General features: G+C 68.2%; 10 protein-coding genes and 2 pseudogenes. 3 read left to right on the top strand and 9 right to left on the bottom strand.

Annotated features, from left to right (window positions below; genetic code table 11):
• Nucleotides 1–15 precede the first annotated feature (15 nt).
• From ACH4UM_RS25695 to ACH4UM_RS25675, 5 genes are all read right to left on the bottom strand, one after another.
• Nucleotides 16–813, bottom strand: a complete 798-nt coding sequence (locus tag ACH4UM_RS25695) for an SAM-dependent methyltransferase (protein WP_398183686.1) — start codon at nt 811–813, stop codon at nt 16–18.
• A 367-nt stretch (nt 814–1,180) separates the two neighbouring features.
• Nucleotides 1,181–2,386, bottom strand: coding sequence for a cytochrome P450 (locus ACH4UM_RS25690; protein ID WP_398183682.1), 1,206 nt, complete (start codon nt 2,384–2,386; stop codon nt 1,181–1,183).
• The gene (locus tag ACH4UM_RS25685; protein ID WP_398183680.1) at nt 2,383–3,384 is read right to left on the bottom strand and encodes a DUF1259 domain-containing protein; all 1,002 of its coding nucleotides are present in this window, start codon (nt 3,382–3,384) and stop codon (nt 2,383–2,385) included. The genes ACH4UM_RS25690 and ACH4UM_RS25685 overlap by 4 nt, the downstream gene beginning before the upstream one ends.
• Nucleotides 3,385–3,576: 192 nt before the next feature.
• A complete protein-coding gene (locus tag ACH4UM_RS25680; RefSeq protein ID WP_398183677.1) occupies nt 3,577–4,653 on the bottom strand; it encodes a DUF6745 domain-containing protein in 1,077 nt (358 codons plus the stop codon).
• Between the two features lie 56 nt (nt 4,654–4,709).
• Nucleotides 4,710–5,036 (bottom strand): hypothetical protein, encoded by a 327-nt coding sequence (locus tag ACH4UM_RS25675; protein WP_398183674.1) that lies wholly within the window; start codon nt 5,034–5,036, stop codon nt 4,710–4,712.
• A gap of 1,021 nt (nt 5,037–6,057) precedes the next feature.
• Between ACH4UM_RS25675 and ACH4UM_RS25670 the strand changes: the two genes are divergently transcribed.
• Complete coding sequence (locus ACH4UM_RS25670; RefSeq protein ID WP_398183672.1) at nt 6,058–6,609, top strand: hypothetical protein; 552 nt, start codon at nt 6,058–6,060, stop codon at nt 6,607–6,609.
• 317 nt (nt 6,610–6,926) lie between these two features.
• Here the strand turns inward: ACH4UM_RS25670 and ACH4UM_RS25665 are convergent, their stop codons facing one another.
• From ACH4UM_RS25665 to ACH4UM_RS25655, 3 genes are all read right to left on the bottom strand, one after another.
• Nucleotides 6,927–7,367, bottom strand: coding sequence for a hypothetical protein (locus ACH4UM_RS25665; RefSeq protein ID WP_398183671.1), 441 nt, complete (start codon nt 7,365–7,367; stop codon nt 6,927–6,929).
• 16 nt (nt 7,368–7,383) lie between these two features.
• Nucleotides 7,384–8,997: a polymorphic toxin-type HINT domain-containing protein gene (locus ACH4UM_RS25660; protein ID WP_398183668.1), complete on the bottom strand. Its 1,614-nt coding sequence runs from the start codon at nt 8,995–8,997 to the stop codon at nt 7,384–7,386.
• Nucleotides 8,998–9,402: 405 nt separating this feature from the next.
• Complete coding sequence (locus ACH4UM_RS25655) at nt 9,403–10,089, bottom strand: DUF4097 family beta strand repeat-containing protein (RefSeq protein WP_398183665.1); 687 nt, start codon at nt 10,087–10,089, stop codon at nt 9,403–9,405.
• Between the two features lie 497 nt (nt 10,090–10,586).
• Between ACH4UM_RS25655 and ACH4UM_RS25650 the strand changes: the two are divergent.
• Nucleotides 10,587–10,916, top strand: a pseudogene (locus ACH4UM_RS25650) (transposase); the annotation flags it as partial.
• Between the two features lie 305 nt (nt 10,917–11,221).
• Nucleotides 11,222–11,879: pseudogene (locus ACH4UM_RS25645) on the top strand (IS256 family transposase); the annotation flags it as partial.
• Nucleotides 11,880–11,914: 35 nt separating this feature from the next.
• Here the strand turns inward: ACH4UM_RS25645 and ACH4UM_RS25640 are convergent.
• Nucleotides 11,915–12,409 carry a GNAT family N-acetyltransferase gene (locus ACH4UM_RS25640; RefSeq protein ID WP_398183662.1) on the bottom strand — a complete coding sequence of 165 codons (495 nt, stop codon included), beginning with the start codon at nt 12,407–12,409 and terminating at the stop codon, nt 11,915–11,917.
• Nucleotides 12,410–12,457 lie beyond the last annotated feature (48 nt).

Raw genomic sequence — 12,457 nt, 5'->3', positions numbered from 1 at the left:
GCTTCCAGCGGCTGTTCAGCCGCTCTTGCGGGCCACACCCGCGTAGATACCGATCTCCTCGGATCCGGCCGCAGGCGCAGTGTCCGGGCGCCAGAACGGCACCTGGGCCAGGCCGGGCTCGACCAGCTCCAGGCCGGAGAAGAAGCGCTCGACCTCGGTGCGGGACCGCAGGTTCAGGGTGGCGGTGGCTCTGTTGTAGACGGCCTGGGCGTCACTGCGGTCGGCGAAGTCGCCCGTGGCGTGCGACAGCACCAGGAAGGAGCCGGCCGGCAGGGCGTCGCGCAGGGTTGCGACGACCCGCTCGGGCTCCTCCGCGTCGGTGAGGAAGTGGAGGACGGCGGCAAGGAGCACGGCCACAGGCTCCTGGAAGTCGATGACCCGGCGGACGTCGGGGTGGTCCAGGAGGGCCTGCGGGTCACGCAGGTCGGCGAGCACGACGCCGGTCGTGCCGGAACGGCTCAGCAGCGCGTCGGCGTGCACCTTCACGATCGGATCGTTGTCGACGTATGCGACGCGTACCTCCGGCGCCACCTCGTGGGCGATCTCGTGCACGTTCGGTGAGGTGGGAAGTCCGGTGCCGATGTCGAGGATCTGGCGGACGCCGCCGTTGACGACGTGACGTACGGCGCGCTGCAGGAAGGCGCGGTTGGCCCGCAGACCGATCCGCACCTCGGGTGCCACAGCCGCGAGTTCGTCGCCGGCCCGTTGGTCCACCGCGTAGTTGTCCTTGCCGCCCAGCAGGTAGTCGTAGATCCGCGCAGGGTGCGGCCTGCTGGTGTCGATCTCCTCGGCACGGTGGCCGTCCTGTATCACGCTCTGCTCCTCCCGCTGCCCGGCAGGGTCTCTTGCCCCTGGACGAACGGTGACAGCTTCCCACATCAACTTCCGTGCAGACGCACGCAGTTACCTGCATGGGCGGACGGCCGCCCGGAGGCGGCCCAGGGGGATTCCCCCGCGTTCTGCGGGCATGGGAACGCCGCGGCGCATCAAGGGGGCAGGCGCGTGCTCAGTCCGTCCCGGCAGCGGCGCAGCGGCACGGCACGGGCGGCCGGGAGCCGCCGCCGGAGGTCGGCGGCGGCTCCGGGCCGGGCGGCGGCCGGTCGGCGCAGCGGGGCCGGGACAGGTCCGTGGCCCCGGGACTCGCACCGGTCCGCTCACCGGCCATGGCATGTCAGGCGTTCTACCAAGCCACCGGCAGCTCCAGCGGGAACCGCCGGATCGTCTTGGTGTCCCACCGCACCTCCTCCGGTGGCACCGCGAGCCGCAGCCCGGGGAAGCGCTCCAGAAGCCGTCCGATGGCCACTTCGAGTTCCGCCATGGCCAAGGGCACGGCGATGCACCGGTGGCCGCCCCAGCCGAACGTCATGTGCGGGCGGTTGGGCCGGTCCGGGGCGATGAGGTGCGGGTCCGGGTAGCGCTCCGGGTCACGGTTGGCCGTCAGGTACGACACGTGGACGAAGTCACCCGCCCGGATCCGCACGCCGTCCAGCTCCATGTCCTCAACAGCCACCCGGGGGATTCCGACCCCCTTGCGGAACGGGATGTAGCGGAGCATCTCGTGCAGGGTGTCGGTCAGGGTCTCGGGCCGGCTCCGGAGGTGGTCCGCCAGCTCGGGACGGGTCAGGAGCAGATAGACGATGTTGCTGATCTGGCACGTCGCGGTGTCCTGGCCGCTGAGCGCCAGCATCAGCGTCATGACGGCGAGTTCCCTGTCGTCCAGCTGCTCCTCACCGTCCCGCGCCGCGGCCATCGCGCTGATGAGGTCCGTGCCGGGCGAGTGCCGCCGCTGTTTGACGAGTTCGCCGAAGTAGTCCGTCAACTCGGCCTTCGCGTTCGCGGCGGCCTCCTTGTTGTCCGCACCGACGACGAGCAGTTGGTGCACGGAGTACTGGATCCGGGGCCATTCCTCTTGATCGATGCCGAGGAGGTCCAGGACGGTGTGCTGGGGAAGCGGGTCGGCGAGGTGCTGGACCAGGTCCGCCGACGGCCCCTTCTTCTCCATCTCGTCCAGCAGGAGATCCGCGAGCCGGACGATCCGCTGCCGCATCCTCTCGACCTGCTGCTGGGTGAAGGCCTGTGAGGCCAGGTGGCGGACGCGGCTGCTGTGCGGCGGGTCCATCACGTTGATCGACTCGGGCGAGACGATGGGTTCGGGCGTCATCCGGGGATAGTCGTGGCCGATGATGCCCGCCCTGCTGAGGCGGTTGTCGGTGGTCACCTGCTTGACGGAGTCGAAGCCGGTGACCAGCCAGGCGTCGGCGTCGCCGTAGGGGAGCCGGATCCGTGAGGGGGTGTCGCGGCACATCAGTTCCGCGAGCACGGGATCGAACTCCAGGGCTTCGCTGAAGTCGAACGGGCAGGTGATCGTTTCATTGTCACCGGTCATGAGCCGGGTCCTCCGGGCATGGGTACGACGTTGGTGGCGTCCACGGCGTGGCGAAGGCCCGCGGCGAGCCGCACGGCGTCGCCGACGGCCCAGTAGTGGACGAAGAACAGGCGGGGTTCGTCGGTCAGGTTGTGGTGGTGCACCTCGACGAGTTCGAATCCGCTGCGGCGCAGGGCCACGAGAGCGGGCTGAACCTCCTCGGCGATCATCACCAGGTCGCCGCTGAGCGCGGCCCTTCCGCCACCGAGCGGCTGGAAGTTGACGGAGGTGGTGGAGCCCAGTCCGGGGGGCAGGATGACAGGACCGTCGGCGATGGTCTCGCGGCGGTTGAAGGTGGACTTGTAGATCTCGCCGTCGGCGGAGCCCTTGACACCCAGCGCCGCGTCGATCGCGGCGGTGTCCAGATCGACGGGCGGCGCGGGGACGGCGGGTTCGGCGGGCGGGGTGCCGGTGCAGTCGAACGCGGCACGCAGACCGCGGGCGACGGCGACCGGGTCGTGGCCATGGGCGTGCAGATGGACCCACCAGACGTCCGGCTCGTGGGCGAGCAGGTGCTTGTGGATGGCGGTCTGCATGATCCCGTGCTCCTGCAGGACGTCGATGAAACGCTGCAGTTCGCGCTCGGTGACCACGGCGTCGCCCATCAGGAGCGTGCTGCTGTCGGCGTACCGGACGAAGGACACGTGCGTGCCCAGGGCCAGCTCGGGCTTGATCCGGACGCCGTGGGAGAAGACCCTGAGGTCCCGGCGCGGCAGGCCCGTGTGGTACATGAACCGCTTCATGTCACCTTGCCGACCGAGGGCCTGGCCCACGTCCGTCCAGTCCGCCAGCGTCGTCAGCACCGGCTGGACCAGTGCGCGGTGTCCCGTTCCGGCGGACCGGGCGTGGGCGTCGGTCGGCACCCCGGTGAGTACGGGCGCCAGGGCCGCCGCGGCCAGCAGACGGCGCCGCGGCGTGGCGGGTGGGGAGTGGGTTTCCTGCTGTCGGTCGTCAGCCATTTCGTATGCCTCCTGGCGCGATGGAAGCACGGGAGGTTGCGCGGATCGGTGATCTGCACCGTCACGTGCGGCCAGGTGGGCTAACAGGGCCTCCCTACCGTATGTACGGCTCTGCCACCTCCGAGGCGGCGGACCGGCCCGGGGTGTGCGCAACGCCGTCCCACAGCAGCGCGCCGGGACGCTGCGGCCGGTTCATGTTTCCCGCACCGGTGCGTACGTCCCGGAGCTCAGTCCGAACGTCCAGGCGACTCCCTCTCTGGCTTCCCGGGTCGTCGGCGGTACTCGCAGCCAGTAGGTGCGGTGGGTGCCGTCGGGCTCCGGAGTCGAGTTGAGGACCTCCACCATCACGACCGGCTCGTCACCGGCCAGTTCGATGCGCCAGAGGATGCCGGACTCGTCCCGGTGGACGGGCCGGGCGCCGGATTCGGTCAAGTAGCGGTCGTAGCCGTAGTGCTCGAGCATGACGCGCCGCAGTTCGGCGTTCTCCTCGGCCCGGATCCGCTCCGGGGTCAGCGTGCGCAGTTCTTCGAGAAAAGCGCTCGGCACCGGCATACCGCGCCAGGCGTACAGGGCGAATCCGTCGGGGAAGGCCAGGGCGGGGCCGTCGCCGTGGCCGAGCCGGCCGGCCTCGTCTCGGTGCAGGGCGAGGGGACGTTCGCACACCACCGCCGCCTTCTCGAACGGCCACCACCAGCCGGCGCTGCGGCACACCTGCGCCAGCCCGTCGAGCGGGGACCGACTGGTGGCCAGGGCCGCCAGCCACGGCGCGTCGTGCTGTCCGAGCACCGCGTCCAGCAGGACCAGCCGGACCTCGGTCGCGGCGCTCCGGTCGTCGGCGGCAAGGTCGTCGAGCACGCCCTGGCGGATCCGGTCGACCAGCGCCTGCGTGGTGTCCCACAGACGACCACCGGTCGACGACCAGTGCCCCGACCAGCCTGCCGCACCCAACTCCTCGTGGAAGCGGCGGCGTTCGGCTGCCCACGGCTCGGTCCGCACCGCCTCACGCACGCTCGGCCCCGCGTCCGCCAGACCCCGCACCAGCGTCACGCCCTCCCGCGGCGACCCGGCCCAGACCATGCGTTCCGGCTCGGCGAGCCCGGCGCGTCGGTACGCCAGCCGGATGCCGGCCTCCGCCTCGGCGCGGTCGGCCGGCAGGGCAGCCACCGCGCACTCCCGCCAGCGCTGGACCACGTCCGCACGGGCTCCGCCCTCCTCGGCGCGGAGTCCGCCGGCCCTCGCCGCTCCGGTCATCTGCTGAGCCGTGTACATCGCCGAGGTTCCTTCCCTCTGGTCCGTTTCGTCACTCGTCCCGGTCACCACGCTCGTCAGTCCGCCACGATCCGCACGGACCCGGGGACGTACTCCCGCTGCCGGATCACGCGGTACCACCCCTTGGTCAGAGGGATCGCCGCGTGCTCCTCGTGGACGACCCGCCCGCCCTCGGGCAGGTGCAGCAGCAGCGGACCGAACGGTCCCGGCTCACGCACCAGTTCACCCGGACCGACGACCGCGTGGGCATGGCCGGTGACCTCGCCCAGGGCCAGCACGAGCCGGCCCCGCGCGTCACGGGTCTCCTTCGGCGCATGCGGGACGTGCGGCGGCACCGCCTCGTCCGCGACGGGCACGATCAGCACGTCTCCCTGCCGGTACATGGATCTCCCCTCCGCCGCGGTGCACCCTGCACCGCAGCCCATGACAAGCTGCCTGCGTGGACGACCCACGAGAACGCCTGGCGGGCTTCCTCCCGCCCCGATTCCCCCGGCTGGGAGTCTGCCGACCAGCAGCGCATCGGCACGCTACGAGCGCGGGAAGTCGAACTCGCCGCTCTGATCGTCGGCCATTGCTTCTGGAAGAACATCGCGGCCGAAGACATCAGCACGCGATCAGCTCAAGCAGCACCGCGAGCGGACGACGCCCGTCGCGGCCTAGTACTCCAGCCGGACTTCTGTATTTCTCCTGGTCAACGGCCTGGCGGTGGGGAGTGTAGCGGGGGCTCAGTATGGGTGGGGCGGTCTTGGGCTGACCGTCCCACCAACGAGTGCCCGCGCCGCATGTAGTGGCAGCGTCGGGCACGTGCTTGGTGGCGGCGCCTCCATCGGGACCAGTTCACCGCGTGGTCGCGGCGTGCAGCATGGCGACAGTGTTCAGTTGCCAGCAGACGACGGATTTCGGCTGGTGTGGGGCACACCGTATGCGTCCGACGGTCGTATCACCGCTCCGAGCTGGATCGATCCGGGAATGATCGTCCCGCTTGACTTCCCGGCGGAGCGGAGCGTCCATGGTCGTGGCCGACGCACACGGCGGATCGACGGGGGATCCGTGGACGCCCGCGCCACGGCTATGACCGCCCGGGAGATACGCGATGCGCACGCGCCCGGGGGTACCCGCGACCCGCACCCGTGCGGTTCGGCCCCGGCCGGGGACCTCACCCACCGACATCCGACGGAATCGAGGTTCCCCTCATGTCCGGCACCACGACGAACGACACTCGTACGCTGCGCGCCGTGCCCAGCCCCGAGCCTCTGGCCGCTCTAACCGGCACGTCGGCCGCCATCTACGCCGAACTGCAACCACACCGGCGACGACGGGGCCACGGTCGCCGAACTCGCCTTCGTCGCGGGCCTGGGCCGCTCCACCACCGGCAAGGGCCTGGTCACTCTGGAGGAACACGGCTTGGCCGTCCGCACCCCCGGCCGCCACGACGGCCCCCGCCGCACCCCCGACCGCTGGCGCGCCGCACCCACCGGCGAGAACACCCCCGAGGACGCCGCCAAGAACGGCCAGGAACCCGTGAACGCGGAGCCGACCGGCTGCACCGCCAACGCCCCGGAGTCGAGCGCCGACAACACGGACAGCGAGAACACCCCGGCCGACGAGGCCACGCCGAACACCTCCGCCGCGACGGTCGACGACAGGACGGAAACTACCGGCGCGCCGGTAGCGGACGCATCCCCGGACGCTCCTGCGCCGGACGCCAAGCAGAGCGATGACGGCGGCAGCGGAGACGAGGACCCGCATCACACGCAGAACAACGACGTCGCAGACGCCGAGGACGCCCCCGCCCCGCAGGCCGACCCCGCCCGGCGGACGGCGACGCCGGTGGAAGCGAGGGCCTTGCCGGGCAGGAAGAAGCGGCTCGCGCCCGGAGCGCTGCGGTGTACGCGAGGCAGTCACACGACGCAGACGGCGCGTTGGACTCCATGCACCAAGTACGAAAAACTGTGACAACAGGGCCCCTGGTGCAGCTCGGTTGGGATCGCGACCACGAGCTGCCAAGGGGCCCTCCTGTTATGCCCCGACCACCGTCAGATCACCCGAACAGGAACTCTGATCAAGCCCGCCGAGCGGTAAGCGGATGGCGTCTGAGACAAGCGCCTTGGCACTCCGTTTCCCTTCTTTGCATGCCGACCACCGCAAACATGAACAGGAGACACGAAATGTTTCACGCACCCTCTGAGGGGATCCGTCGAAGATGACCCCGTCGCACCAAGCATGCGATTCTTCGAGGCTCCGCTGAGTACGATCGGCAAAGTCTCATCGCTTCAGTTCGACAGCTCCCGACGTGCCTCGGCGTAAGAATTACCTGGGGCCAGTTCGAACATTCTATCGAAGAATCGCGTCCCGGCCGTTTTGACAGCCTCCAGGAAGTCGACAGTCGAAGTGCTCGCCTGCCTGACTTCATGGCCGATTTCGGCGGCTACCAAGACGCGCTTCCCCGCGGACCGGAAGAGAAGTTTGATGGGCTGGTCCGGGAAATACGTCTCGGCGTAGCCTGTCGCAGTCAGTTGCGTCACCATGTCGGCGACGTAGCACCAGAGCTGGTCAACATAATCCCATTCTTCAAGGCCTATGATCGGCAGCCCGTCGATGGACACCCGGATGGCACCCTCGATGTAATCGAGATCGTTCGGTTGGGTGCGGCAGGCTTCCAGTGGCACGAACTCGCCGTCCGACCCCTTCAGAAACGTCTCCACTACAACCATGTCACAGTCCCTCTCGCTATGAACTTTTCGGGTAGAGCTGGCCCACCCGGCCTCTGTTCATGCCGAGTACGTACTCAACACCGTTCACCTCGCCACTGATCTGATACATGCCCTTACTGCCTCGCTGCATAAGCACATCGCGGTTCTGCTTCATGACTTCTCCGATCGCATTCTGGACGTCCTCGACGCTCATGTTTGGATCGAAGAAGGACTGTGCCTGCTTCACTGAACCGTCCCAGTACTTCGGGTGATGGCGAGTGAGGATGTGTTCGAAACCCTTCTTGTCCAGCAAGAAAGTTTCACTGCCGAACTGGAATCGCTGACTTTGCCAGTTTCGCAGAACGACCAGGCATCCGCCGCTGTTGTGAACGAGGACCGGCGTCTCGCCCGCAAGTACATAGTACGTGTGCAGGCCGGCAACAGAGAGGTTGAACGTCCGGGCCGTCTCCTCGAAGAAGCGGTTGCTCTGAACGGTGACTTGAGTGCCGTCCACAGTTCGAAGTGCTGCTCCCGCGGACAAGTCCCCGGCTTTCACCCAGTTTCGGGAGGAGGGTGACCAGAACGGGTGTTGGCTGGTGGCGGTGAGGTGTTCCGTGCCGTGTCGGGTGTGCAGGGTCAGTTCGTCGAACTGCTTGTCGTGCTCGGTGACGATTGTGTCGGTCACCGCCCGCGGCCCGGTAACTCCGGTCAGGGGGTCGGTGGCGGTGACAGAGTCGCCGACCTTGACGGACTCGATGTTCTTGGTCGAGCCGTCGGCCATGAGCACCTTGGTCCCGGCGAGGAAGCACTTGAGGCACTTCTCCGCGGCCTCCGCGGCCTTCGCGGCGCGGGAGGCCTCGGCAATGTCCTCGACACCATCGGCGGCCTTCTTGAGCAGCCTCAGCTTGCCGATCGGGAGGACGGCGGCGACCGCGAGGATACGCTTGCCGAGTGTGGGGTTCTTGGCGCAGTCCAGGAGGTCGGTGATGCCGAGGACTTCCATGCCGCCTTGGAGCAACAGCTTGGCCAGGTCCGGTGATGTCTCGGGCAATTCGAGGCGCTGGCCGGCCAGCGCGCAGGGCGGCAGGTTGTCACGGGTCATGTAGGCGACGCAGCGCTTCTTGTTCTTTGCCTGCTGCTCCTTCTCGCGCTGCTGCTTGCGCTGCTCCTCGGCCTGCCTGCGAGCCGCAGCCTCTTCGGCCCGGCGCTTGGTCACCGCGTCCGACCAGGCCTTGGACGCCTCGGTTTTGGCCTCTTCGGCGCTCTTACCTGCGGCGACGGCCTCATTCTGGGCGTCGTCGGCGGCATCGTCGGCGGCATGGGCAGAGTCCCGCGCATAGGTTGCGGACCATTCCGCCTGGGATGCCGATTCGTCGGCGTCGGCGGCGTCCTGGTCGGCTCGGTCGGAGGCGTTGCGGGCGGTCTTCGCCGAGGTGGCCGCCTGGTTGGCGCTGTCCTGTGCCTGGTCGGCGGACTTCTTGGCGTCGGCGGCGTACTTGCCTGCCTGGTCGGCGCTCTTCTGCGCCTGGGCGGCTGCCTTGTTCGCCTCGTCCTTGGCGTTCTTGGCGGTCGCGGCGGCCTTGGCCGCCAGCCAGCTGTCCTTGCGCGCGGAGGCTGCGATGCCGTCGGCCTCGTTGAGGAGGCGTTGCATCTGCGCGGTGTGGGTCTGGGCGAGTTTGTCCTTGCGGTCGGCACCAGCGCCATCAGCAACGAGGGCTCACCGGACAGCAGGAAGGTGGTGAACGGCAGCCGACGGCGCCAGACGAGTGGAAGGCTGGTGGCAATCGCCAGCACGTAGACCCACCAGTTCCACAGCACCCCGTCCGCCGCAACGAACCATATCGAGTACGCGGCGGAGATCATGGCGAGCAGAGTGTCCAGTATTCGGGGGTCCACTCCCACAAAGCGACTCTGCAACGAGTCGCCAAACGCCACGGCGCGTGCCTGAAGGCTCGACAGGCTCTCCACAGAATCGATCATGTCCCTGGTTTCCCCGTGCGGCTGATAGCCCGCCGGACGGCTCAAGGACCCCCGAAATCCTGGATCATCCGCCTGCTCAGGCATGCGAGACCGTCACATTACCGGTCCCGACCTTCGCGGTGATGCGGTTGGCGGCGTCAGCGTCCTGAGGCACCTCCACGTGCACCTCACCCGTGGTGGAGTGCGCGTCCACCGCATACTTGGTCGAGGTGGGCAGGGTGAACGTAACGTCGCCGGTCGACACCTTGACGCTCGCCGCCCACGGGCTCTTGGCGAAGCCGGCCTCGACATCGCCGGTGTCAGTGGTGAACTGGGCCTGTGGCGACGACAGGCCATCTGCGGCGATCTTGCCGGAGCCGGTGGTCGCCTCGACCGCTCCGGACAGCTGGGAGAGCTTGATGTCCCCGGTACTGTCGCTGATCTGTACTGCCGTACCTGCCGGCACCTTCACCATGTAGTCCACTCCGCACTGTGGATCGTTGCAGCTATAGCCCAAGGTGAGCGTGCCGTTGGCCACCGTGTGGGACGTGACCGGCTCCACCTTCTGGAAGCGATGCTTCTCGGTGACGCTCACCGAGGTCCCTCCACCGCTCACCTCGATGTCGCCGACGTCTCCCTTGATCACCAGCGTGCGCACCGGCGCGTTCTCCTGGTAGCTCACCGTCTTGTTCTTGTGCGGCTTCGTGGAGGAGCAGGCTGACAGTCCCGCCACCGCCAGACCGCAGGCAGCAACGGTGATCACCAGGCGGTTCATCGCGCGCATCTTCTGTTCCTCACATCTGCTCTGCCGACGCTTGTCTTTGACACCACAGAGCTTGCCGCTCAGAACCACGCCTCCGGATCCCTCCCACCAGGGGAATCCTCACCTCACCCGTGCGGGGGAGACACCCGTCGAGCAGCCGGCAGTCCAGGGTCAGGAGCAGGAGGCAACCTTGCTCTTCGACCGCTTCTTTGCGCCTCCCACGCGCAGCCGGGGCCACCAGGGCGGGCGCCGCTGGGCCGCCAACGCCTCAGCGTATGTGGCTCGTTGGCTGGAGGTGCCGATAACTCGTTCGCGTCGCTCCCGGGCCCAGCGTCCCCGCATGGCGGTTGAGTTCGCCACGGTGGTGGAGAGGTGTCTGGGCGCTCTGCCTGACTCTGCCTCTTCAGATACCCGCGCGGCAGGTCCGCGAGCTAATTCAGGGTGGCGGTGGACAGCGGTAGGCAGCCGGTGCAGACAAAGCTGTCAGGGCCCTCGGCGGTGTTGTGGCTGTTTCGTAGCTGATCGACGGCGTCCACCAGCTCCTCAAGGCTCCGATCGTCCTCGTGTGGGACCGGCTCAACACGCACCTCTCCCACGCCATGCGCGAACTGATCGCCCAACGTGAATGGACGGTGTTCCTGCTGCCCGCCTACTCACCCGACCTCAACCCCGTCGAGGGCGTGTGGGCACACGTCAAACGCAGCCTGGCCAACCTCGCCGTCATGGCCCTCGACCGGCTCGAAGTCCTCGTCCGCAACCGGCTCAAGCGCCTGCAGTACAGGCCCCACACTCTCGACGGCTTCATAGCGGGCACCGGCCTGACCTTCGACGACCCACCCTCACCCTGACGAGCTGAAGTCAGTAGGGGGTTCTGTCGTTCACGATCCGGCACCGTTCTGGCTACGGGTCGCTGCTTACTGAGCTGGTTCAGGGATCGAACACCCCACCCTCGGCACCGCCGTCCAGCACCTCCTCCTGGACGACGCCGAGGTAGAGGCATGGGCACCCGCATGATGGCCTCGGCCGGTCCGGCATCCAATACCGCCTCCAGCACACTCAGTTGACTCGCATCGAGCTTGCATCGGGCACCGCCGGGCCCTTTGGAGGCCAGGGCCTGCCGGCCGCCCGAAGCCACGCGCGCCGCCAGCGGTTCGCCGACATCCTGGTCACCCTGAGCGCGCTGGCCGACGGTTATCGCGAGTCGACGGAGGCGTGGGCGGGCCTGCTACGCGACTGTGCCCGCCGGGGCATGCGCGCCCCGGTGCTGGCCGTCGGGGACGGCGCGCTCGGCTTCTGGAAGGCCCTGGCCGAGGTGTTCCCCGACACCCGCGAACAAAGATGCTGGGTTCACAAAACCGCAAATGTTCTCGATTCCCTGCCGAAGTCGGCCCAGCCCGCGGCCAAGCGCGCCATCCAGGACATCTACAACGCCGAGAACAAGGAACAGGCCCGCAAAGCTGTCGCCATATTCGCCAAGCAGTACAACGCGAAGTACCCCAAGGCGGTCAAGAAGATCGTGGACGATGAGGACGAGCTGCTGGCGTTCTACGACTTCCCCGCCGAGCACTGGATCCATCTGCGGACCACGAATCCCATCGAGTCGACGTTCGCCACCGTGCGGCTGCGGACCAAGGTGACGAAGGGTGCCGGCAGCCGGGCCGCCGGGCTGGCGAATGGTTTTCAAGCTGGTCGAGTCAGCCCAGGCCCGCTGGCGGGCTGTGAACGCACCCCACCTCGTCGCTCTGGTCCGTGCCGGGGCTCGCTTCGAACGCGGCCACCTCGTCGAACGCTCCGAGATCCTCTCGGCGTGAGCAGCCCCAGCCGTTCCGTAGAAGCCGGGAGGATCTCAGGCACTCGTGCGCCGTATGTGCAGGTGGCCATCGCGGGGGAAGGAGGGCGGTGCCGGGGGCAGGATGGTGTCGAAGTCGTAGCGGCTCTTCTGTGCAACCCGGCACGATGCCAGGTTGTCCACCTGGTGCAGGAGTTCGAGACGCTCCAGCCCGTCGGCTTCGAAGGTGTCGAAGGCCCCGCTGGTGAGTGCCTCCAGAGCGCGGGAGGCCACTCCCCGCCCGCGAGCGTGCGCCGCGGTCCAGTAGCCCACTTCGGCCGCCGGTTTGCCGGAGGTGACTTCCTTGAGGACCACGTTGCCCACCAACCGTTCGCGAACTGAACCGGGTTGTGTCTCAAGGACGGCGAAGCCGAACCGGTCCCCCGCTGCCCAGCCCTGCGGCTGAGCCTGCACCCAGCGTGCCCCGTCGGCATCGTCGTCCACGACAGAGCTCGCCCACTGGCGCAGTGCGGGATCCCGGCTCACCTCGACCAATGCGGCAACGTCCTCCATGCGCCAGGGGCGAAGAACGAGAGCGGGAGAGACCGGCGACGCGGCCAC

Origin of the sequence: Streptomyces sp. NPDC020801, from assembly GCF_044334385.1 — a bacterium.
Classification (GTDB): domain Bacteria; phylum Actinomycetota; class Actinomycetes; order Streptomycetales; family Streptomycetaceae; genus Streptomyces.
This window is presented reverse-complemented; position numbering and strand designations above follow the sequence as displayed.